The sequence below is a fragment of the Streptomyces solicamelliae genome (assembly GCF_045348655.1).
GTDB classification, from domain to species: domain Bacteria; phylum Actinomycetota; class Actinomycetes; order Streptomycetales; family Streptomycetaceae; genus Streptomyces; species Streptomyces solicamelliae.
The window spans coordinates 3,341,496-3,363,702 of sequence record NZ_CP160404.1; the positions used below are offsets into that span (position 1 = coordinate 3,341,496).

23 protein-coding genes are annotated in these 22,207 nt (G+C 70.9%); 14 read left to right on the forward strand and 9 right to left on the reverse strand.

Annotated features, from left to right (window positions below):
- Window positions 1–59 precede the first annotated feature (59 nt).
- From pstC to pstB, 3 genes are read left to right on the forward strand one after another with little or no spacing between them, the layout of a single operon-like run.
- A complete protein-coding gene (gene pstC, locus ABZO31_RS15440; protein ID WP_406861800.1) occupies window positions 60–1,040 on the forward strand; it encodes a phosphate ABC transporter permease subunit PstC in 981 nt (326 codons plus the stop codon).
- Window positions 1,037–2,107: a phosphate ABC transporter permease PstA gene (gene pstA, locus ABZO31_RS15445; protein WP_406861801.1), complete on the forward strand. Its 1,071-nt coding sequence runs from the start codon at window positions 1,037–1,039 to the stop codon at window positions 2,105–2,107. Before pstC ends, pstA begins: the two co-directional genes overlap by 4 nt.
- A 28-nt stretch (window positions 2,108–2,135) precedes the next feature.
- Window positions 2,136–2,912, forward strand: a complete 777-nt coding sequence (gene pstB, locus ABZO31_RS15450) for a phosphate ABC transporter ATP-binding protein PstB (protein WP_406861802.1) — start codon at window positions 2,136–2,138, stop codon at window positions 2,910–2,912.
- 200 nt (window positions 2,913–3,112) lie between these two features.
- Here the strand turns inward: pstB and ABZO31_RS15455 are convergent, their stop codons facing one another.
- Both ABZO31_RS15455 and ABZO31_RS15460 read right to left on the reverse strand, forming a co-directional pair.
- Window positions 3,113–4,111, reverse strand: coding sequence for an inorganic phosphate transporter (locus tag ABZO31_RS15455; RefSeq protein WP_406861803.1), 999 nt, complete (start codon window positions 4,109–4,111; stop codon window positions 3,113–3,115).
- Between the two features lie 6 nt (window positions 4,112–4,117).
- A complete protein-coding gene (locus ABZO31_RS15460) occupies window positions 4,118–4,738 on the reverse strand; it encodes a DUF47 domain-containing protein (protein ID WP_406861804.1) in 621 nt (206 codons plus the stop codon).
- A 194-nt stretch (window positions 4,739–4,932) separates the two neighbouring features.
- Between ABZO31_RS15460 and ABZO31_RS15465 the strand changes: the two genes are divergently transcribed.
- A complete protein-coding gene (locus ABZO31_RS15465; RefSeq protein ID WP_406861805.1) occupies window positions 4,933–5,295 on the forward strand; it encodes a metal-sensitive transcriptional regulator in 363 nt (120 codons plus the stop codon).
- Window positions 5,296–5,308: 13 nt separating this feature from the next.
- Here the strand turns inward: ABZO31_RS15465 and ABZO31_RS15470 are convergent, their stop codons facing one another.
- Both ABZO31_RS15470 and ABZO31_RS15475 read right to left on the reverse strand, forming a co-directional pair.
- On the reverse strand, window positions 5,309–5,509 hold the full coding sequence (locus tag ABZO31_RS15470) for a hypothetical protein (protein WP_406861806.1): 201 nt from the start codon (window positions 5,507–5,509) through the stop codon (window positions 5,309–5,311).
- Between the two features lie 255 nt (window positions 5,510–5,764).
- A complete protein-coding gene (locus ABZO31_RS15475; RefSeq protein ID WP_406861807.1) occupies window positions 5,765–6,598 on the reverse strand; it encodes a hypothetical protein in 834 nt (277 codons plus the stop codon).
- A 98-nt stretch (window positions 6,599–6,696) separates the two neighbouring features.
- On the opposite strand from ABZO31_RS15475, the gene ABZO31_RS15480 reads away from it, so the two are divergent.
- Entirely contained in the window at window positions 6,697–6,879 is a 183-nt protein-coding gene (locus ABZO31_RS15480) for a hypothetical protein (protein ID WP_406861808.1), read from the forward strand.
- 23 nt (window positions 6,880–6,902) lie between these two features.
- Here ABZO31_RS15480 and ABZO31_RS15485 read toward each other — a convergent pair whose 3' ends face one another.
- From ABZO31_RS15485 to ABZO31_RS15500, 4 genes are all read right to left on the reverse strand, one after another.
- The gene (locus tag ABZO31_RS15485) at window positions 6,903–7,622 is read right to left on the reverse strand and encodes a phosphatase PAP2 family protein (protein WP_406861809.1); all 720 of its coding nucleotides are present in this window, start codon (window positions 7,620–7,622) and stop codon (window positions 6,903–6,905) included.
- Window positions 7,623–7,797: 175 nt separating this feature from the next.
- Window positions 7,798–8,817 carry an NlpC/P60 family protein gene (locus tag ABZO31_RS15490; RefSeq protein WP_406861810.1) on the reverse strand — a complete coding sequence of 340 codons (1,020 nt, stop codon included), beginning with the start codon at window positions 8,815–8,817 and terminating at the stop codon, window positions 7,798–7,800.
- Between the two features lie 102 nt (window positions 8,818–8,919).
- A complete protein-coding gene (locus ABZO31_RS15495; protein WP_406861811.1) occupies window positions 8,920–9,330 on the reverse strand; it encodes a hypothetical protein in 411 nt (136 codons plus the stop codon).
- Between the two features lie 81 nt (window positions 9,331–9,411).
- Window positions 9,412–10,212, reverse strand: a complete 801-nt coding sequence (locus ABZO31_RS15500; RefSeq protein WP_406861812.1) for an SAM-dependent methyltransferase — start codon at window positions 10,210–10,212, stop codon at window positions 9,412–9,414.
- Between the two features lie 208 nt (window positions 10,213–10,420).
- Between ABZO31_RS15500 and ABZO31_RS15505 the strand changes: the two genes are divergently transcribed.
- On the forward strand, window positions 10,421–11,395 hold the full coding sequence (locus ABZO31_RS15505) for a VOC family protein (RefSeq protein ID WP_406861813.1): 975 nt from the start codon (window positions 10,421–10,423) through the stop codon (window positions 11,393–11,395).
- A 48-nt stretch (window positions 11,396–11,443) separates the two neighbouring features.
- On the opposite strand, the gene ABZO31_RS15510 is transcribed toward ABZO31_RS15505, so the two are convergent.
- A complete protein-coding gene (locus tag ABZO31_RS15510; RefSeq protein ID WP_406861814.1) occupies window positions 11,444–11,743 on the reverse strand; it encodes a hypothetical protein in 300 nt (99 codons plus the stop codon).
- 414 nt (window positions 11,744–12,157) lie between these two features.
- On the opposite strand from ABZO31_RS15510, the gene ABZO31_RS15515 reads away from it, so the two are divergent.
- From ABZO31_RS15515 to ABZO31_RS15550, 8 genes are all read left to right on the forward strand, one after another.
- Entirely contained in the window at window positions 12,158–12,661 is a 504-nt protein-coding gene (locus tag ABZO31_RS15515) for a hypothetical protein (RefSeq protein ID WP_406861815.1), read from the forward strand.
- 610 nt (window positions 12,662–13,271) lie between these two features.
- A complete protein-coding gene (locus ABZO31_RS15520; protein WP_406861817.1) occupies window positions 13,272–13,796 on the forward strand; it encodes a hypothetical protein in 525 nt (174 codons plus the stop codon).
- Window positions 13,797–14,873: 1,077 nt separating this feature from the next.
- Window positions 14,874–15,182: a hypothetical protein gene (locus ABZO31_RS15525; protein WP_406865364.1), complete on the forward strand. Its 309-nt coding sequence runs from the start codon at window positions 14,874–14,876 to the stop codon at window positions 15,180–15,182.
- An 83-nt stretch (window positions 15,183–15,265) separates the two neighbouring features.
- Window positions 15,266–16,084: a hypothetical protein gene (locus ABZO31_RS15530; protein WP_406861818.1), complete on the forward strand. Its 819-nt coding sequence runs from the start codon at window positions 15,266–15,268 to the stop codon at window positions 16,082–16,084.
- Complete coding sequence (locus tag ABZO31_RS15535; protein ID WP_406861819.1) at window positions 16,074–17,435, forward strand: hypothetical protein; 1,362 nt, start codon at window positions 16,074–16,076, stop codon at window positions 17,433–17,435. Before ABZO31_RS15530 ends, ABZO31_RS15535 begins: the two co-directional genes overlap by 11 nt.
- Window positions 17,432–18,985: an SCO6880 family protein gene (locus ABZO31_RS15540; RefSeq protein ID WP_406861821.1), complete on the forward strand. Its 1,554-nt coding sequence runs from the start codon at window positions 17,432–17,434 to the stop codon at window positions 18,983–18,985. The genes ABZO31_RS15535 and ABZO31_RS15540 overlap by 4 nt, the downstream gene beginning before the upstream one ends.
- A 90-nt stretch (window positions 18,986–19,075) precedes the next feature.
- On the forward strand, window positions 19,076–20,497 hold the full coding sequence (locus tag ABZO31_RS15545) for an ATP-binding protein (RefSeq protein ID WP_406861822.1): 1,422 nt from the start codon (window positions 19,076–19,078) through the stop codon (window positions 20,495–20,497).
- A gap of 101 nt (window positions 20,498–20,598) precedes the next feature.
- Complete coding sequence (locus ABZO31_RS15550; RefSeq protein ID WP_406861823.1) at window positions 20,599–22,206, forward strand: type IV secretory system conjugative DNA transfer family protein; 1,608 nt, start codon at window positions 20,599–20,601, stop codon at window positions 22,204–22,206.
- Window position 22,207: the final 1 nt, after the last annotated feature.

A 22,207-nucleotide genomic window follows, 5' to 3' on the forward strand; every position in this document is an offset into this window, starting at 1 on the left:
CGGTATCCGGTGCATCGCCGCCAGGAACCCCCCCGGGGTTCCGCAGACCGGAGAGACCCATGGCTACCACCACCACGACACCACCACCCATAGAAAGCCGGAGCTCCAAGAGCACCGGCCGCGCCGGAGACCGGATCTTCCTCGGCCTCTCCCGCGGCTCCGGCATCACCCTGCTGGTCATCATGGCCGCGATCGCGGTCTTCCTGACCTACCGCGCCGTGCTCGCCATCTCGCAGGACAGCGCGAACTTCCTCACCACCTCCGAGTGGAACCCGGCCGGTACCCCGCCGGTCTTCGGCATCGCCGTCCTCGCCTTCGGCACGATCGTCTCCTCGATCATCGCCATGGCCATCGCCGTGCCCGTCGCCATCGGCATCGCGCTGTTCATCTCGCACTACGCGCCGCGCAAGCTCGCCGCGCCGCTCGCGTACATCGTCGACCTGCTCGCCGCCGTGCCCAGCATCATCTACGGCCTCTGGGGCGCGATCTTCGTGGTCCCGTACCTGGACGGCCTGAACCAGTGGCTGAACGAGTACATGGGCTGGACGTACATCTTCGACAAGTCCAGCGACGGCCCCGCCCGCTCCCTGTTCACCGTGGGCATCCTGCTGGCGATCATGATCCTGCCGATCATCACCAACGTGACCCGCGAGGTCTTCCTCCAGGTCCCCCGGATGCACGAAGAGGCCGCCCTCGCCCTCGGCGCCACGCGCTGGGAGGTCATCCGCATGTCGGTGCTGCCCTTCGGCCGCTCCGGCATCATCTCCGCCTCCATGCTGGGCCTCGGCCGCGCGCTCGGCGAGACGATGGCCGTCGCCGTCGTCCTCTCCCCCAGCTTCCTCATCTCGGGCCACCTGCTCGACCCGGGCGGCGGGACCTTCGCCCAGAACATCGCCTCCAAGTTCAACGAGGCGAACGAGTTCGGCCGTGACGCGCTGATCGCCTCCGGTCTCGTCCTCTTCGTCATCACCCTGCTGGTCAACGGCGCCGCGCGTTGGATCATCGCCCGCCGCAAGGAGTACTCGGGGGCCAACGCATGATGACCGCCATACAGGACCGCCCCGTGACCTCCGTCGTCCACGACCCGCTGAGCCACGCGCGCCTCCCGCGCTGGACGCCGTTCGCCGTCGCCGCCGGCTCGATCGCCGCCGCGGTCGGCATCGGACTCGGCGCCGGCTGGCACAGCCGCATCCAGTGGGGCCTGATCGCCGCGCTGCTCTTCGTCCTCGGCACGTACGCCGTCACCGCCAAGGTGGAGGGCCGGCGCCAGGCCAAGGACCGCGTCGCCACCAGCATCGTCTGGGTCTGCTTCGTCCTCGCCGTCGTCCCGCTGCTCTCGCTGGCCTGGACGACGATCAGCAAGGGCCTGGAAGTCCTCGACCCGTACTTCCTGAGCCACTCGATGAACGGCGTCCTCGACGCCGACGCCGGCGGCGGCATCTACCACGCGCTGCTCGGCACCATCGAGCAGGTCCTCATCGCCACCGCGATCGCCGCGCCGATCGGTCTGCTGACCGCGGTCTACCTGGTCGAGTACGGCAAGGGACGGCTCGCGAAGGCCGTCACCTTCTTCGTCGACGTCATGACGGGCGTCCCGTCGATCGTCGCGGGTCTGTTCATCCTCGCCACCTGGAACCTGATCCTGGGCTTCGGCCCCTCCGGGTTCGCCGGCGCGATGGCCCTGGCCATCCTGATGATGCCGGTCGTGGTGCGCTCCACCGAGGAGATGCTGAAGCTCGTCCCCAACGAGCTGCGCGAGGCCTCCCTCGCCCTCGGCGTCCCGAAGTGGCGGACGATCCTGAAGGTGGTCCTGCCCACCGCGATCGGCGGCATCACCACGGGCGTCATGCTCGCGGTCGCCCGCATCACCGGTGAGACGGCCCCCGTCCTCCTCCTCGTGTTCGGTACGAAGCTCATCAACCCGAACCCCTTCGAAGGCGCGCAGTCCTCCCTGCCGCTCTACGTGTACGAGCAGTACGCGGTCGGCACCGACGCCGCCGTGGCCCGCGCCTGGGCCGCCGCGCTGGTCCTCATCGCCTTCGTCATGATCCTCAACCTGGTGGCCCGCGGCATCGCCCGCTGGAAGGCCCCGAAGACCGGCCGCTGACGCGCGCCAACTCTGGAAGTGAATTGATATGGCCAAGCGAATCGACGTCAGCGGCCTCTCCGCCTACTACGGCGCCCACAAGGCGATCGACGACATCTCCATGACCGTCGAGCCCCGCTCCGTGACGGCCTTCATCGGCCCCTCCGGCTGCGGCAAGTCCACCTTCCTGCGCACCCTCAACCGCATGCACGAGGTCATCCCCGGCGGCCGGGTCGAGGGCAAGGTGATGCTGGACGACGAGAACCTGTACGGCGCGGGTGTCGACCCGGTCGCGGTGCGCCGCACGGTCGGCATGGTGTTCCAGCGCCCCAACCCGTTCCCGACGATGTCGATCTTCGACAACGTGGCGGCGGGCCTGCGGCTCAACGGCAAGTACAAGAAGGCCGAGCTCAACGACATCGTCGAGCGTTCCCTCAAGGGCGCGAACCTCTGGAACGAGGTCAAGGACCGCCTGAACAAGCCGGGCTCCGGCCTCTCCGGCGGTCAGCAGCAGCGTCTGTGCATCGCCCGCGCGATCGCGGTCGAGCCCGACGTCCTGCTCATGGACGAGCCCTGCTCGGCCCTCGACCCGATCTCCACCCTCGCGATCGAGGACCTGATCGGCGAGCTGAAGGAGCGCTTCACGATCGTCATCGTGACGCACAACATGCAGCAGGCCGCCCGCGTCTCCGACCGCACCGCCTTCTTCAACCTGGCGGCGGTCGGCCAGCCCGGCAAGCTGATCGAGCTGGACGACACCGAGCGGATCTTCTCCAACCCGTCCGTCCAGGCGACCGAGGACTACATCTCCGGCCGCTTCGGGTAACCCATGGATCATGCGGCTCCGCCGCGTGGACGTCCTGCGGTGCTGCATGGCGGTGCCACCGCAAGGCGAAGGGCCCGGCTCCCCCACAGGGGAGCCGGGCCCTACTTCGTACCGGTACCGCGCGTCAGCCGAACCGCGTCACCGCCGGCCACCCCGGGGGGGCCACCCCCGGACCCCCGGCAGAACCGGGGTGCGGCCCGTCAGCCGAAGAACAGCCGCACCACGTAGTAACTCGCCGCCGCGACCAACGCCGCCGCCGGCATCGTGATGAACCACCCGAGGATGATGTTCTTCGCGACCCCCCACCGCACCGCGTTGACCCGCTTCGTCGCGCCCACGCCCATGATCGCCGAGGTGATCACGTGCGTCGTCGAGATCGGCGCGTGGAACATGAACGAGGCCGTGTACATCACCGAGGCCGCCGTCGTCTCCGCCGCGAACCCCTGCGGCGGGTCCAGCTCGATGATCCGCCGGCCCAGCGTCCGCATGATCCGCCAGCCGCCCGCGTAGGTACCGAGCGACAGCATCACCGCGCAGGCGATCTTGACCCACACCGGGATCTCGTCGCCGGCCTGCTCGACATCGGCGATGACCAGCGCCATCACCACGATGCCCATCGTCTTCTGCGCGTCCTGCAGACCGTGACCGAGCGCCATGCCCGCCGCGGACACCGTCTGCGCGATGCGGAAGCCCCGCTTGGCCTTGTGCGGGTTGGCCCTGCGGAACAGCCACAGGATCACGCACATGACCAGGTAGCCGAGGAGCAGGCCGACGACCGGCGAGATGAACATCGGGATGACGACCTTGTCGAGCACCCCGGACCAGATCACCTCGGTCCCGCCGGCCAGCGCCGCGCCCACCATGCCGCCGAACAGCGCGTGCGAGGACGACGAGGGCAGACCGAAGTACCAGGTGATCAGGTTCCACACGATCGCGCCGACCAGCGCCGCGAAGAGGATGCCCATCCCCTTGTCGCCGTGCGGCGTCTCGATCAGGCCCTCGCTGACGGTCTTGGCGACGCCGCTGCCGAGGAAGGCACCGGCGAGGTTCATGACCGCCGCCATCGCCAGCGCCGCGCGCGGCGTCAGCGCCCGCGTCGAGACCGACGTGGCGATCGCGTTCGCCGAGTCGTGGAAGCCGTTCGTATACGTGAATCCGAGCGCGACACCGATGGTCACGACCAGAGCAAAGGTGTCCACGACGCCTCAGGACTCCTTGACCGCGATGGTCTCCACCGTGTTCGCCACGTGCTCGAAGGCGTCGGCCGCCTCCTCCAGCACATCCACGATCTGCTTCAGCTTCAGCACCTCGATGGCGTCGTACTTGCCGTTGAAGAGGTGGGCGAGCAGCTTGCGGTGGATCTGGTCGGCCTGGTTCTCGAGCCGGTTGACCTCGATCCAGTACTCGGTGAGCTTGGTCATCGTCCGCAGGTGCGGCATCGCCTCGGCGGTCAGCACCGCCGCGCGCGCCAGCACCTCGATCTGCTGCTCGACGCCCTTGGGCAGTTCCTCGATGTTGTAGAGGACGACCAGGTCGACGGCCTCCTCCATGAAGTCCATGATGTCGTCGAGGGACGACGCGAGGGAGTAGATGTCCTCACGGTCGAACGGCGTGATGAACGAGGAGTTCAGCTGGTGGAAGATCGCGTGGGTGGCATCGTCGCCCGCGTGCTCCGCTGCCCGCATGCGCTCCGCGATCTCGGCCCGGGCGGAGGGCTCCGCGCCGAGCAGTTCCATCAGGAGCTTGGAGCCCGTGACGATGTTGTCCGCGGATGCGGAGAACATGTCGTAGAAGCTCGTCTCCCTGGGGGTCAGACGAAAGCGCACAAGGGGTCCTCGGGGTGCATGGGTTTCGGTCAGGCTGATGCTAGGCGCATCATCCGGCCACGGCTAACCGGCGTCTTTCAGTGTCGCCCATCAGGCACAGTGATCTGCACGGGCCCCCGGCCACTTTCGGCCAGACCCGGTACCATATACCCACGAGGGGTATACCCACCCCTTCTGGACAGCGGGAGGACGCGATGACGACCACCGAGGCAACGACCTCCGCCACGGGCCAGGTCACCCCCGAGGCCGTCGAGACTGCCGACCACGCCCACGGAGTGCACGGCTACCACAAGCAGAAGGACGAGCACCTCAAGCGGCTTCGCCGGATCGAGGGCCAGATCCGCGGCCTCCAGCGGATGGTCGACGAGGACGTCTACTGCATCGACATACTCACTCAGGTCTCCGCCTCCACCAAGGCCCTGCAGTCCTTCGCGCTGCAGCTGCTCGAGGAGCACCTGCGGCACTGCGTGGCCGACGCGGCCCGCACCGGCGGCGACGAGATCGAGGCGAAGGTCGAGGAGGCCACGAAGGCCATCGCCCGCATGATGCGCACCTGACCGGGACAGCTCTCTAGTTCCGGCCAAGCCCGGGAGCGGCGCGGTACGGCAGGACGGGGCCCTGGGTCACCCGGAGGACCTCGTCGATACGGTCCGCGCTGAGCCGCTCCCCGTCCGCGGCGGAGGCCGCGATCATCAGCTCGCCGCACAGCTCGATCTCGGCGAGGGCGATGTGATCGTGGTCCAGGACTATGGTCGAAGGGGGCGGAGCCACGCGCTTTCACCTCTTCCTGCCGGCCTGCCGGTGCGGTCTCCTAGCGTAGGGAGCGCGACACGCACCGCGCATGGCACGTCCGGACCATTTGCGCCCTGGCCCGGGCGGCACCCAGCAGCCCTCGGCGGCCCTCGCCCCCGATCCGTACCGCGTTTTCAGGCCACGCCCCGCACCCGGACGCCGGGCCTCGATCAGCCCCGCGCCTCAGGTCCCGCGGCGCGCCCCCGCCTCGGACCCCGGCTCGCACGCCCCGCCTCAGGCCTCGATCCGGCCGGCGTAGATGTCCCGCGGATCCGGCAGCCGCACCTCGACCGGGGAGCCGAAGCCGTACAGCAGCGTCGTCGACGCGACCGCGACCGTACGCCCCCGGCTCGGGTAGCTGAACCGGTGCCGCACCTTCCGCAGCCGCCCCGCCTCGTCCAGGTACGCGTCGAACGGCACCGCGTCCGTGGCGAACCCTTTCGCCGCCGCCGCGAGCGCACCCCGCACCTGCGGCGAGGCCAGCTCCGCCGCCCGCGCGATGTCGGTGACGCCCCGGTAGTGGCGCACCTTCACCCCCGCCAGCTCCGCCTCCCCCACGTACCGCACCTCGCTCGCCCCGCGCAGCAGCTCCACCGCGGCGGCCGGGTCGGTCGCCCCGCCGGTGACGAGGTTGCCGTCGACGAGCGTGTGGGTGTCGATCCGCACCCACTTGTCGGCGGGCACGCCCGCGCCGCGGTTCTTCATGTACAGCGCGCCGGGCGCGAGCAGCTCGGTGATCGGCCGGTGCTCCTCGGCCCCGGAGGCGTCCCGGGGCAGGACGACCTTCAGCCGGCCGACCCGCTGCCGGAAGTCGTACGTCCCCTCGCCGCGGATGGTGACGCGGGTGCCGCCCGCCGCCATCTCCATCGACGTGCTCGCCTTCGACGTACCGGCCCGGGACAGCACCGCCGACGCGTCCCGGACCGCGCGGACGGGGTCCACGTCCCCGGTACGGGCGTCCGCCGGGCCGTCGGAACAGCCGCTGAGCGAGCCGCCGAGTGCCGTCGCCCCGACCACCGCGGCGACGGCCAGCGCCGCGCCCCTGAGCCTGTGCTGCTGCTCTGCCATCGCCTGCCAACCCCCAACGCGGTCCAGCGGTTTGCCCGAACCCACCCAGCCTCCTAACGACGGTCGGGGGACCTCGTCACGCGCAGTACGGTGGAGGGGTGCAGGACCAGCCCCGCCACGAGACCACCACCACGGAACGCGGCTCCTTCGCGCTCGCCCGCTGCAGCTGCGGCTGGACGGGGCCGGCCCGCCGCTCGCGGGACCGGGCGCGAACGGACGCGGCGGCGCACATGGCGCCGCCGCGGGAGAGCGATTCGGTGATGAGCCCGGGCCGGTTCTGAGGGACCGCCGGGGCGGGGCGGGGTCAGGCCGCCAGATCGTTCTCCCCCGGGCCCGAGGCCGTACCGGTCCGGGGCTCCGGGATGCCGACCGTCCCGGAGACCGCCCGCCGGTCCGCCGCCCGGGAGCGGACGAGCCGACCGGCCGTCCGTGAACGGGCGATCGCGGAGACCAGCGGGGTCAGCAGCGCGAGCGCCAGCGGGGCCAGGAGCAACGCCACCGCCGTGCCGAGCGCGAAGCCGCCGATGACGTCGCTGGGGTAGTGCACACCCATGTAGACACGGCAGAAGCCCTCGGCGAGCGCCAGGGCGATCCCGGCGATGCCGAACGTGCGGTGCGCGACGAAGAGTCCGACGCCCAGCGCCATCGCCAGGGTGGCGTGGTCGCTGACGAACGAGTAGTCCGTCTTGCCGCCGATCAGGACCTCGAGCCCCTCGTGGTCCCGGAACGGCCGGGGCCGTTCGACGAAGCCGCGGATGGGGATGTTGACCAGCAGCGCGACGCCGGCCGCGAGCGGGGCCCAGATCAGCCCGGCGACGCCGGAGACCGAGTCCGTGAGCGAGCCCCGGCGACGCACGCTCCACCAGCAGCCCAGCCCGACCAGGACCATGGCGAGCATGATGCCCCACTCGCCGGTGAACTCCATGACGCGGTCGAACCACGGGGGTGCGGACCTCGCCAGTCCGTTGATGTCGAAGAGCAGGCTGACATCGGGGTTCGAACCGTCCGACGCGAGTCCAGCCATGTGCTGCGGCCCCTTGCCTTGTATTCCGGCCCCCGTGGTCGGATGCGGTCAGAACAAGGAACGAGGCGCTCCGCGCATACGTTCCAGGGTTCCCCTAAAGATCACCATGACGTTATCGAAGAGTGACGCGTCACCCCGGCTCAGGGCCGCACCTCACACGGTGTCACGCGCGGCGTCACGCACGGGGCAGGCCCGTCGGCAGCGCCGCGGCCCCGTCCTTCGTGACCCGGGTCGCACCGAAGTAGTCCGGCGTGTCGATCTTGTCGAACCGGATGACGGACCCAGTGTACGGCGCATTGATCATGTACCCGCCGCCCACATACAGCCCCACATGCCGGATGGCCCGCGAATTGTTGAGATCGTCGGAGAAGAACACCAGGTCCCCCGGCAGAAGTTGGTCCCGCGACGGGTGCGGACCGGCGTTGTACTGGTCGTTGGCCACGCGCGGCAGCTCGATGTCCACGGTCCGGTACGCGGCCTGCGTCAGACCTGAGCAGTCGAACCGGCCACCGTGCTCCGGCGTCCCGTTGCCACCCCACAGATACGGCGTGCCCAGCTTCTTCTGCGCGAAGTAGATCGCCCCGGCCGCCTGCCGGGACGGCTCGATCCGGCCGACCGGCCGCGCGAAGCTCTTCTCCAGCTCGCGGATGATGCGCACGTAGTTCTGCGTCTCGCTGATCCGCGGCACACCGCCGGACTTGATGACCCGGTAGGCGCCGGCGTTGTACGCGGCCAGCATGTTGTTCGTCGGATCGCCGGGTACGTCCTTTACATAGCCGGCGAGCTCGCAGTCGTACGAGGCCGCGCTCGGGATCGCGTCGTTCGGGTCCCAGACGTCCCGGTCCCCGTCCTTGTCCCCGTCGATGCCGTGCCCGGCCCAGGTGCCGGGGATGAACTGCGCGATGCCCTGCGCGTTGGCCGGGCTGACGATCCGCGGATTCCAGCCGCTCTCCTGGTACAGCTGCGCGGCGAGCAGCGCCGGGTTGATGGCCGGGCAGAGGTTGCCCCACTTCTGCACCAGCCCCTGGTACGCGGCCGGCACCGCGCCCTTCGCGAGCGCCACGGTCCCGTTCTTGCCGTTGCCGGCGCCCCCGATGAGCCCGGCGGAGGCCGAGTACGTCCCGACGACGAGGAGCACGACGAAGCTCAGGCAGGCCCCGATCGACACACCGGTGACCACCCACGCCTTACGCACCGTCAACCACCCCTAGGGTCTTGGCAGTCCAACCCGGCCGACCAGCCGACCGGGTCACCGCGCAGACCAGGCCAACCCGCCCAGAATAGGCGGGCCGGACCGTCAGCCGAAGGCCACCAGCGCGACGAGGCTCAGAAACACCGTCAGGTGCGGCAGCAGCCCCGCGCACGCCACAAGGATCCGGACCCGCCGCCACCGGTACCGCCACGGCAGCGCGAGCGCGACGATCAGCGCGAGCGGGGTCAGCGTGAGGATCCCGTAGTACCCCAGCGACATCGCCGTCAGCGGCCCGGTGACGCCCGGCGGGCAGTGGTCGGACCCGCAGCCGTCCGTGGCCATCACGGAGAAGCCGTACACCAGCTGCACGAGGACATGCAGGGCGAGCGCCACCAGCCCCACCGCCACGGACGGCGTCCACGCCTGCCGGTCCCGCTCCTCCGGCTGCCGCGGCGCCCTGTGCTGCGCCGCCCAGTGCGCCCGGGCGTACACGGCGTCCCACTGCTTCGTCGTCATACGCCCATGACACCGCGGCGGGTGGACGGGGCGCGTCGGTACGGCTACTCATCCGTGACTCATCCGTACCGACGGCCGTACTCAGACGGAGCCGGAGCCGGGCTTCCGTCCGACGCCCGCGTACATGGCGACGTCGGCCGCCGGTTCCGCGGGCCGCCACGCCGAGCACGACACGACCCCCGGCTCCAGCAGCTCCAGCCCGTCGAAGTACCGCGCGATCGCGTCGGGGGTGCGCTGGGTGAGCTTCGGGGTCCCGTGCTCGTTCCAGAAGGCCACCGCAGCGTCGACGTCCGGCATGTCGGGGTGGGTGACCGTGTGCGACAGGACGAGGTGGCTGCCGGGCGCGAGAGCGTCCATGAGGCGGCGGACGACCGCGTACGACTCCTCGTCGTCCTCGACGAAGATGACGACACCGAGCAGCATCAGCGCGACGGGCTGCGAGAGGTCGAGCGTCCTGGAGGCCGCGGCGAGAACGGCGTCGACGTCCCGGAGGTCGGCGTCCAGGTAGTCCGTACGCCCCTCGGGCGACCCGACGAGCAGCGCGCGGGCGTGGGCGAGGACGAGCGGGTCGTTGTCCACGTACACGACCCGCGCCTCGGGGGCGACGCGCTGGGCGACCTCGTGGATGTTGTCGGCACTCGGCAGCCCCGTCCCGATGTCCAGGAACTGCCGGATCCCCTCCTCGGCGGCGAGATGCCGCACGGCTCGCCCGAGAAACAGCCGGTCCGCCTTGGCGTACTCCCCGATCCCGGGATGCAGTTCCCGGATCCGGTCGCCGGCCTCACGGTCGACGGGGTAGTTGTCCTTGCCGCCGGTCCAGTAGTTCCAGATCCGGGCGGTGTGGGGCCGGGTGGTGTCGATGCGGGATTCGATGTCGGTCACGGGTCCAACGTAACGCGGTGATCATCAACTGCCTTGAACAGATGGCCTGTTGTCCGCGCTGTTCACCGAGCCGCCATGGAGAGGCAACGCGTATCGGCGGCGGGAGGATCGGGCGGATCGGGGCTACGGTGGAGAGCCGGGTCCCCGTCCACCACACCATCCGCATCCGCCGCCGCTCGCGCCTGTCGTACATGTGAAAGGACCGTCCATGCCCGCCACCGAGTGGCAGAAGTCGTCGCACTGCGCCCAAGGCGACTCCTGCATACGCGTCACCGCCACCGCCGACGGCGCCATCGCCCTCACCGGCTCCGACGACCCCACCGGCTCCGTGCTCACCACCACCCCCGCCCGCTTCCGCGCGCTCCTGGACTCCGTCCGGGCGGGCGGACCCTTCACCTGCGACGAGATCGAGGTGTCGCACGCTCCGGACGACGGCGCCGTCCGGCTGCGGGAGGCGGACGGCGGGCCCGTCGTGACGACGTCCCGGGCGACCTGGGACGCCTTCGCACGCGGGGTACGGAACGGGGAGTTCGACCACCTCGTACGGATCCGGCCGCGGCAGTTCCACGAGGCGGAGGGGACGGAGGACTGGCGGGTCCTGGGCGAGGGCGCGTGCGCGTACTTCCGTACCGGCTCGTTCGCGGCGGGCGCGCGGTTCGTGGCGGAGGTGGCCGCGATTGCCGGCGAGGCGCCGGACGTGGACATCCGGGGGGCAGGCGTGACGGTCCGCCTGATCGCGCTGACGGAGGACTACTACGGCCTCACCCTGCAGCACGTCGAACTGGCCCGCCGGATCTCCACCGTGGCGCGGGAACTGGGCCTTGCGGCGGACCCGTCCGCCGTGCAGACCGTGCAGGTGACGGTGGACGCGCTCGACGCCGGGAAGGTGACGCCGTTCTGGCGGGCGCTGCTCGGGTACGAGGACCGCGCCGGCAGCCCGGAGGACCTGGTCGACCCGCAGGGCCGGGGCGCGCCGTTCTACTTCCAGCAGATGGACACCCCGCGCCCGCAGCGCAACCGGGTCCACGTGGACGTCTGGGTCCCGCACGACCGGGCGGAGTCCCGCATCGCCGCGGCGCTCGCGGCCGGCGGCACGCTGGTGACGGCGGAGCACGCCCCGGGCCACTGGGTCCTGGCGGACCCGGAGGGCAACGAGGCGTGCGTGGGCACGACGGGCGGCTGAGATGCGGGCGCCGGTGCTGGTGTGCCGGTGCCGGTGTGCCGGTGCCGGTCAGGCGAACTGCACGTACCCGCCGGTGACGGTGGAGCCGACGCTCGTGCAGGAGGCGTACGACCAGGACTGGTCGCGGACCCAGGGACCGGGCACGGTGCGCCCGTTGGCGCAGCGGGCGACGGCCCGGTAGAGGCCGCTGTCGAGGCAGGACGCGCCGAAGCGGCTGCTGTCCTTGACCGTCCGGCAGGCGGCGGCCTGCTCGGCGGCGGGCGCGGCGGAGGCCGCGGGGGCGAGGAGCAGGGTGGAACCGAGTGCCACTGCGGCGGCGGAGACAGCGGTGAGCTTGTGCGTGAACATGGGCTTTCCTCCCCTGTGGATGGTGCGCGTGTGACGGGTGTTGCGGGCGTGACAGGTGTTGCGTGTGTGACTGGTGTTGCCCCTGGGGCGACGGCCGGCCAGGCGCAAGAAGACCACCCCGCAGCGGCAGGGCGGAAGCACTGAGCCGATGCATGGCGCGATCCGGCCGCGGAGCGGCCGGGTCCGTCCCCCCTCCGCCCCCCTCAGGGCTCAGGGCGCGGCGACGGCCTTCTGGATGCGGTCCCTGTCTTTGTCGGGAGCCTTCCTCGGCTGGGGGAAATGCCTGCGGGGCGCCGGCTGGCGCGCCGTCGTTGCGGATCGGGGCCCGCCCGCCTCACGACCAGGACTCCATCCCCTCTCGTCCAACCCTGGCCCGTGACGGCTTGCTTTGAGCTGTCTGCTTGGATCCCGGACATGGGCAACGGCAGCCACGAGGCTTCAGGTCTCTCCAAGAGCACCTGGAGCGACGCAGATTTCGAGGACATGGGGTGGCATGACGTCACCATCCACGGCCTGTCCGTCCAGCCGCCGAACGACGTCCTGCCGCGTCTTCTCTTCGACCTCGACTACATCGTCCGCTGGGTCCACCCGGTCGCGCCCGCGACGCACTTCTCGTTCTGGGTCTCTCCGGCGACGCTCGCCTTCGACGATGTCTTCGACCTTGAGGGCGACCTCGGCTTCACGGGCGTAGACGTGGACTTGGAGGTCGAGCGGGTGCACCGGTTGGACCCGGATGACGACCGCCCGAACTTCGCCCACTGGCCGCTCTGGCACATCGAAGGCCACCTGTTCGACTTGAAGTTCCGGGCCTCGGGCTTCCGCCAGTACCTCCGGCAGCCTCCGAGGCTCGTGACCCGGCAGGCACTGCCCTATGCGGAACGCGGAGGTTGCGCCTTCACCGAACTCGGCTTCAGCTGACAGACCTCAGCAGGACTTCGGTGCTCAGCCTGCTGAGGTACTGGGGGTGGGGGTTCTGGTGGGCTTCTGGTGCGGCCGCCCTCTTTCCGAGTGTGGCCCCTGGAGGCACCGCGTCAAGGGCGCTCCTATCGTCGCGTCGCTTCGCGATTCCGCTTGCGCTCCACCCTTGACCCGGCACCTCCAGGGGCCTCTTCACACTCGGAGGGCGGCCGGGGGGCAGGGTCCGCGCGTAACCCTGCGGTGGTGCCCGGCCACCGTGGGCGGCCGGCGGGTGGGCACGCGGTCGTTGAGTGGGGCGCCCAATCCTGTCTCGGCGCCATGCGGCGGTCGTCAGGTGCCGTCCATGCCCGGCTGGTCATTGTCGTGGGGAGCGAAGACAGACGGGCCCGGGCCGGGGGCAAGGGGAATGGGATGTTTCGGTGCCGTGAAGCGAGGGGTGACGCCTCACAAGTCACATGGGTCTCATGAGGCCACACCCGTACTTCTCCGATCTGCGGGAAGCAGCGAAACGCCTGAACTTCGGGGAGTTGCGCGGGCGGGGGTAGCGTGCGGGCATGGCGATGGCGGGAAGCGGCGAGTTCTCTACCGTCAGGGCACTGGGTTCTGGCGGATGACGGCCAAGTGGATTCTGGTCTTCGGGGTCCTGTCTCTGTTGGACGGGCTGCTCCGGTCCTGGGGTGACGCTCTGGTCTGGCCAGTGATCGGGATCCTGCTGTGGGCGCCGTTCGGGGTCGGTGTCGTCTGGTATCCGAAGAAGGACCAAAAGGTCACGCTGACGACGAGGGAACTGCGTGTCCGGCGCAAGCGGCTGCCGATGGAGAGGGTGAACCTGCTGCACGTGGCGCGGCTGTGGCTGGAGGGCAGGTCGACCGCGGACGACCAGCCAGTGCTGGACTGGCACCGGGTCGACCGGGTGGTGTGGGTGCCGCTGCAGGACGGCCGGGCGTTCGGCGTGGAGTTCCACGACCCGGCCGCGTTCGCCAAGGTCTTCGGCGCCTTCGCGGTCGCGGCATGCGGCGGACCGGACATCGTCCGCGCGAGGACTGCGGCGGCAACCTACCCGGAGCCGCGCCCGATGCGGCCCCGCCCCGCCGACGACGGCTCCTGGTCCGACCTCCTGGATGTCTTCGGCTGAGAGCAGGGCAGGGCCGGCGTTCCCGGCCGGCGCCTCGATAGCGGAATGAGTGCCTCGTGATCCGCCGGGCCGGCCATACCCCTGTTCCTGGCTGCTCCCGCACAGGCTGTGCACCCGAAACCCCGTTGTCCCTCAACGCTGCGGCGACTCCCGCGCAGCCGACGGAGGTCCGTTGGACCCCGCTCCCATCACACTCGCCGCGATTGCGGATGGCATTCTGCGGAAGTACGCCATCACCTGGACGCACCCCGACCTCGCGCGGCAGACGTGGCAACCCGCCCTGCCACTTGCCACGCCCGACCGACGTTTCCGTGCTCGGAACGTTCCAGGACGGTACGAGGGTGACCGGACGAGCCCCGTGTGACTCATGAGGCTTCGCGCCTCGCTCCACAGCACCGAAACGTCATATTCCCCCCAGCCCCGGCCCGTCTGTCTTCGCTCCCCACGGACAACGACCAGCCGGGCATGTACCGCGCCTCGGGACGGCGGTCATGGCGCCGAGACGGCAATGGGCACCCCACTCAACTGGTGCGTGCCGACCCGCCGGCCGCCCACGGCGGCCAGGCACCACCGCAGGGTTACGCGCGGACCCTCACCCCCGGCCGCCCTCCGAGTGTGAAAAGGCCCCTGGAGGTGCCGGGTCAAGGGTGGAGCGCAAGCGGAATCGCGAAGCGACGCGACGGAGGAGCGCCCTTGACGCGGTGCCTCCAGGGGCCACACTCGGAAAGAGGGCGGCCGCACCAGAAGCCCACCGCAAGCCCCCACCCCGAGCACCCCTCCCTACGGGCTCCCCCGCCGGAAACGCCCAGGTCCGCCCTGTACGCGCCCTGAGGTGTAACAACGACAGTAATTGCCCGGAGTCACCCTGCGTGATACACAGAGTGACGATACGTGTCCTCGCATACAACCAGCCCGCGCCGCCGCAGGTCAGCGCGGCGCGCTCGGTCAAATGTGCGGGGATCGGGTAAAGAGAGCCGCCAAGCCGTCACACGCGGGCGGTTTCATCAGCGAAGATAGGGCGATGACCCATGCCATCAGGCAGGGGCGACGAACTACCCAATAGGGGCGGTGAGTTACATGTACCTGGCGGCCGAGAAGGGCGACATCACCACCATCATCGGCGGAATCGCTCCCAACTGGGGGCCATTCGGGAGCCTGGGCAACGAGGCCCGCGTGATGATCGAGGTCGTGATGGCGGTGGCCATCCTGATCTGCCTCGGCATCGCGATCTGGGGCGCGGCCAAACAGCGCATCGGCGCGACCGCCCTCCGCGACACGTTCAGCGCCGAACAGGGCAAGGGCCTGATCGTCGCCGGCCTCACCGGCGTGTTCATCATCGGATCGCTGGGGACGCTGTTCACCATCGTGTACGGAATGGCTGTCTGACCGCCCCTGATGTCCAGTCACCACACCGTGAGAGCAGCACGACCACTGTCTAACCCGCGAAGGGTTGAGGGGGCGTACCCGGCATGAGCCTCGGCGACCAGAACGACGGCTACGAGGGCGGTGTGGGCGGCGCGGGCCAGACGCGTACCCGCCTCCCGGAGGGCGTCACCGGCGACCCGTACGGCGGCCGCCGCCCCGCCGCGCGCGGCTCGCGCTCGCTGATCACGGTGGTGGGCGTGGTGGTCCTCCTGATCGCCGCCATCGCCTTCGCCAACCGCGGCGGCGACGACGGGGACTCGGCAACCCCCAACAACGGCAAGAACCCGGGCGCGGCCGCGCCGACGTCGGCGACGGGGGTGGGGCCGGTGGGCAAGGGCTGGGCGAAGGACGAGCAGGGGGCGCAGAGCGCAGCGGCGAACTATGCGGTGGCGCTGGGCTCGGACGGCATGTTCAACAAGGGCCGCCGCCACGAGATCGTGCGCTCGCTCGCGCATCCGAGCTCGATGGAGACGCTGCAGTCCGGCTTCGACGCCGACTACTCAGAGGGGTTCCTGGCCCAGATCGGCCTCAACGCCGACGGTAGTGCCCCTGTCGACTCGACATTCGTCAACCGCACGGCCCCTGCCGGAGCCAAGGTGAAGAGCTTCGGCGGCGACACTGCGGACGTCGACGTGTGGTGCGTCGGCCTGTTCGGCCTTACGGGCGAGTCGTCCACGAAGCCCGTGACGAGCAGTTGGTTCACCGTGAGCTTCAAGCTCCAGTGGGCCGACTCCGACTGGAAGGTCGTGTCCACCACCCAGAAGACGGGCCCGACGCCCGTGACCGGGGACAACCCGGTATCTGGGTCCGAGGAGATCGCCGACGCGGTCAAGGAGTACGGAGGGTTCACGTATGCCCGCTAGCCCGCGGCGTACCCGCTCCGTCCTCACCGTCCTGGTGACCGCCCAGGTGGCGGTGCTGTCCCTCGCGTCGAGTGCCGCTGCGGCACCCAGCCCGACGCCCACGCCGTCGCCTACCCCGTCGCCTGGTGCGAGCAACGATCCGTGCGCGCTCATCGCCGGCCCTGCGAAGGAGTACTGCGAAAACGGCCAACCCGGCCGCGGCGCCACCACAACCCCCGACCCCACCTCCGCCCTGGACCCCCTCACCTCCCTCGCCCGTGGCTGTGCCGACGCCGCCGTCGCGATCGTGGACGCGCTGTCGAAGGCCGTCAAAGAGACTGCCGACGTCGACTTCACGAACTCCGCCTTCCTGGCCCGCTACGCCGTCGTCTTCGCCGCCGCCACCTTCCTGACGCTCCTCCTCTGGCTCCTCGCCGTCGCCAAGCGAGCGATCCGCGGCGTCCCCCTCACCACCGCCATCTCCGAGGCCGTCGGGTTCCTCTGGCTGACCGTCCTCGCTTCCGCCTTCACGCCGCTGATCCTCTACACGGTCGTCTCCGCCACCGACGCCGTCACCGAGGTCATCGCGTCCGGCACGAACCAGCAGACCGACGTCTTCTTCGGCAGCTTCAAGCAGGCGCTGCAGAAGGGGGACAGCATCGGCGGCGGGCCGATCATGCTGATCATCGTGTCGCTGGTGACCGTCCTCGCCGCGGGCGTGCTGTTCCTCGAACTGTTCCTGCGCGCGGTGCTGCTCTACGTCGGCGCGCTCCTCGGCGTCGTCGTGTACTCGGGGCTCGTCGACAAGAACATGTGGGGCCATGTCCGCCGCTGGGCGGGCATCATGATCGCGGTGATCCTGGTCAAGCCGGTCATCGTCATCGTGCTCGGACTGGCCGGCGCGCTGTCGTCCGGTACCGGGCCCGACTCGTTCTCCGCCGTGGTCTCCGGCCTCGCGATCATCCTGCTGGCGATCTTCGCCTCGGCGATGATCTACCGGTTCGTCCCGGGCTTCGGCGACGAGATCGTCGCCTCCCGCAACAACCGCCTCCACCGCGCCGGCGAGAACGCCGCCGCCGCGGTCATCTCCTCCCCCGCCTCCCTGGTCTCCCAGGGCATCAAGACCCACAGCACCCGCGACAACGCGAACACCGGCGGCAACAACTCCGCCGGCGCCCGCCCCGCCAACCCCGTCTCCGGCGGCGTAGCCGCCCACAGCGCCCGCGGGGGCGGCGGCGGATCTGTCCCCTCCGCCGCACCCCCGCCCCCGCCCCGCCGTAGCGGCGGCAACGCCGCCCCGACCGCGGGCACCCCGCACAGCAGCCGCAACAGCAGCGGAAACACAGGAAGCACAGGAGGTGGAGGGCGTTGACGACCCAGTCCCATGCGGTCGCGCCCCGCCGCACGTATCTCATCGGCCGCGCCCGGCCGAACGCGATCGTCGGCAAGAACCGCGAGACCGGCGAGATCGCGCTGATCATCGCGGGTGCGTTCCTCGGCATGATGAGCGGACTGCTGGTCCCCGTCCTGTCCCTGCGGATCGCGCTCCTCACCGGCTTCCCGATGCTGGCGCTGGCCGCCGTGTACGTCCCGTACAAGCGCCGCACCTTCTACAAGTGGTTCGAGATCAACCGCAGCTACAAGCGGATCCTCAAGCAGGGCACCGCCTACCGCTCAGGCGCGGTCGAGGCCGGTACCCGTCTCGACGGGCGCGAGGTCGAGATCGGCCCGCCGCCCGGTATCGGCCGCATCAACTGGCTCTCCGCGCCGTTCGGACCCGACGAGATCGCCGTACTCCTCCACGCCGACCGCCGCACCGTCACCGCCGCCATCGAGATCGAGGGCCCTGGCGTCGGCCTGCGCGACAGCGAGGACCAGGAGGCCCTGGTCGACCGGTTCGGCACGCTGCTCAAGCACGTCGCCAACGGGGACGGGTTCGTCACCCGCCTGCAGATGCTGGCCCGCACCCTGCCGGCCGACCCCGACGCGCACGCCAAGGACGTCGCCCAGCGCGGCGACACGAACGCGCCCGCCTGGCTCCAGCAGTCGTACGACCAGCTGCAGTCCATGGTGTCCACCTCCAGCGAGCAGCACCGCGCCTACCTCGTCGCGTGCATGCACTACACCCGCGAACTCGCCGCCGAGGCCGACGCCATGGCCCGCGCCGCCCGCCAGGCCACCGGCGCGAAGAAGCTCGACAAGGACGCCGGCCTCGCCGTCGTCATGGCCCGCGAGCTCACCGACATCTGCGCCCGGCTCGCCGAGGCCGACATCCGGGTCCGCCAGCCCCTCGGCCAGTCCCGGCTCGCGTCCCTCGTGCACTCCATGTACGACCCGGACCACCCGATCGACCACATCCAGGCGATGACGAAACGAAACGCTTGGCCCGCCGAACTCGACGCCGTCGAGCCGACGTACCTCCAGGCCAAGACCCGCGAGTCGTCCACCCGCGCCCCCTGGTGCCACTCCACGGCCTGGGTGAAGGAGTGGCCGATGACCCCGGTCGGCGTCAACTTCCTCGCCCCGCTGCTCGTCCACACCCCGGACGTGATCCGCACGGTCGCCGTCACCATGGACCTGGAGCCGACCGAGGTCGCCATCGAGCGGATGCTCACCGAGAAGACCAACGACGAGGCGGAGGCCAACCGCGCCGCCAAGATGAACCGCACCGTCGACCCGCGCGACATCGCCGCGCACGGCCGGCTCGACCAGCGGGGTGAAGATCTCGCCAGCGGCGCGGCAGGAGTCAACCTCGTCGGGTACATCACTGTGTCGTCGCGTTCCCCCGAAGCCCTGGCCAGGGACAAGCGCACGATCAGGGCCTCCGCCGGCAAGTCGTACCTGAAGCTGGAGTGGTGCGACCGCGAGCACCACCGGGCCTTTGTGAACACCCTGCCGTTCGCGACCGGCATCCGCCGCTGAGCGCGGGGCCCGCCGCCGAGCGCGGGCCCGGCGCCGACGCCGGTACCGGTAGCCGATAGCCGAGAAGAGCCGTTAGGGGCCCTGATCCTGATGCGAGACCCGCTGTCCGCCCTCACCGAAGCCTTCACCTCCTTCCTCTTCGGCAAGGTCGAGACGACCCGGCTGCCGGTACGGACGTCCACCGGACAGGCCCAGGCCGTCTACCTGCCGACGGCCGCGCCCGGGCTCGGCGACTCGGGCGTGATCATCGGCCGCGAGGTGTACAGCGGCAAGGGCTACATCTACGACCCCTTCCAGCTGTACGGCCAGCAGCTCCCCGCCCCGCACTGGCTCGTCCTCGGCGAGTCCGGCAACGGCAAGTCGGCGCTGGAGAAGACGTACGTGCTCCGGCAACTCCGCTTCCGCGACCGGCAGGTCGTCGTCCTCGACGCCCAGGGCGAGGACGGTGTCGGCGAGTGGAACCTGATCGCCCAGGAGCTGGGGATAACGCCGATCCGGCTCGACCCGCTGGTCGCCGTCGACGACGGCATCCGGCTCAACCCGCTCGACCCGTCGATCACCACCACCGGCCAGCTCGCGCTGCTCCGGACGATCATCGAGGTGGCGATGGGCCACGGCCTCGACGAGCGCTCCGGCTTCGCGCTGAAGGTGGCGCACGCGTACGTCAACGAGCACATCACCGACCGGCAGCCGATCCTCACCGACATCGTCGAGCAACTGCGCCACCCGGAGGCGGAGTCGGCGGAGGCGATGAACGTGGACATAGACGATGTACGGGCCTGGGGCCTGGACGTCGCCCTCGTCCTGGACCGACTGGTCGACGGCGACCTGCGCGGCATGTTCGACGGCCCGACGACCGTCGGCATCGACCTCGACGCGCCGCTGATCGTCTTCGACCTCTCGCACATCGACCGCAACTCGATCGCGATGCCGATCCTGATGGCGATCGTCGGCGTGTGGCTGGAGCACACCTGGATCCGCCCCGACCGGAAGAAGCGCATCTTCCTGGTCGAGGAGGCCTGGCACATCATCAACAGCCCGTTCGTGGCGCAGCTGTTCCAGCGGCTGCTGAAGTTCGGGCGGCGGCTCGGCCTGTCCTTCGTGGCGGTCGTCCACCACCTGTCCGACGTGGTGGACGGCGCGGCGGCGAAGGAGGCCGCGGCGATCCTGAAGATGGCGTCGACGCGGACCGTCTACGCCCAGAAGGCTGACGAGGCGCGGGCGACCGGCCAGGTCCTCGGTCTGCCACGGTGGGCGGTCGAGATCATCCCGTCGCTCACGCCGGGCATCGCCGTCTGGGACGTCAACGGAAACGTGCAGGTGGTCAAGCACCTGATCACCGAGGCCGAACGGCCGCTGGTCTACACGGACCGGGCCATGACGGAGTCCTCGCCGCACGAACTTCCCGAGGACGTCCGGGCGGCGGAGTGGGAGGCGGAACGCCGGGCCGCGCTGATCGAGCAGCAGCAGCGCGCGGAACTCGGCGAGTCGTCCGAGTCGACGGTGGCGTAGGCGAGGCGACCCGTCCGAGTCGACGGTGGCGTAGGCGAGGCGACCCGTCCGGGTCGACGGTGGCGTGGGCGGGTCTGCGGACATTACGGGACGGTACGGCGGTGGCGGTGGAACGGCGCGGGGAACGGCACGGTGACGGGCGCGGGGAGCGGCGCGAGGGCGGCGGCATCCCCGACGGCCTGCTGGTGGCACTGCTCGGCCTCCTGGTGGGCCTCACGGTCCTGATCTGGACGGCGACGGGCCTGGCGGGCCTGTTCGCGCACGGGGCCTGGCCGGACGAGGTCACCTTCCCCCGTACGCCGCTGGCCGCCCGCGCCCTCCTGACGGACCCGCAGAACCTGGCTGCGGCCTGGCCGGCGACGCCACCGGGGCAGCTGTCGGGGTACGGGCTGTTCTGGGGCCTGCTGATCGGCGAGCTGATGGTCGCCGCGGTGCTCGCGGTCTTCGTGCTGGGGACGCTGGCGCGGTGGAGGGCGGTACGGGCGAGGGGGCGGGAGGAGTCGGTACGGGCGGCGGACGCGCGGCGCGCGGCGAAGTCCGGGGCGGCGAAGGAGGCCGCGTACGAAGCCACGGCATCCACGGACGAGACCGAGCGGGCGCGGGCCGCGGCGACTGCGGCACCGCAGGCTGCCGCGACGCCCGCACCACAGGCGCCCGGGGTCGTCGCCGCGCCTGCCCCTCCGGCCCCGGAGGCCGAAGTCCCGCCCGCGCCCGCCGCCGTGGCGCCCGCAGCCCCGGGACCGGCCCCCGCTCCCGTCCCCGAAGCGCCCACCGTCCCCGCCCCCCGGACCCCCCGCCTCGTCTACGGCGCCGCGGCCGCCCGCCGGCCGTCCGCGCTGCAGGCGGTGCAGGAGGCGAACGGGGCCGCCCTGGTCGTCACGTCCGACCCGTCCCTCTGGGAGGAGACGAAGGACGCCCGGGCCAAGCTCGGCCCGGTCCTCCTCTACGACCCCGGCCACCTCTGCGACACCCCCGCCCGGCTCCACTGGGCGCCCACCACCGGCTGCGAGGACCCGGCCACGGCGCAGGAGCGGGCGGCCGCGCTGCTCGCCCCCGTACGGCCTCCGTCGCGGCTCGACGCGGCGGTGGCGGAGACGGCGGAAACGCTCCTGCGCTGCTGGCTGCACGCGGCCGCCGTGGACGGCCGGCCGTTCAAGCAGCTGCACCGCTGGGCGCAGGGCACGGGCGCGCACGAGCCGGTACGGATCCTGCGCACGCACCCGAAGGCGGCGGGCGGGTACGCGGGTCTGCTCGAGGCCCAGCTGACCGCGCACGCCGAACGCCGGGACATGGCACAGGAACTGACGGCGCGGGCGCTGGCGGCGCTGTCGTCGGTGCACATCCGGGACGCGTGCACGCCGAACCGGTCCGATGCGCTGGTCCTGGAATCTTTCGTCCGCGAAGGGGGCACCCTGTACGTGGTGGGTGAACCGATCGAGGACCCGCGGACCCGCCCCGGCGCGATGCCGCTGCTCACCGCCCTCGCCGCAAGCGTGGTCGAGCACGGCCGCCGCATGGCCGCACGGTCATCCGACGGTCGGCTCGACCCACCACTCACCCTGGTCCTCGACGACGTCGCCGCGGTGGCGCCGCTGCCGCAGCTCCCGGACCTCCTGGCCTCCGGCGAGGCCCAGGGCCTGCCCACCCTGGTGCTGCTCCGCTCCCAGGAGCAGGCCCGCGCCCGCTGGGCCCGGGCCCTCCCGCAGTAGG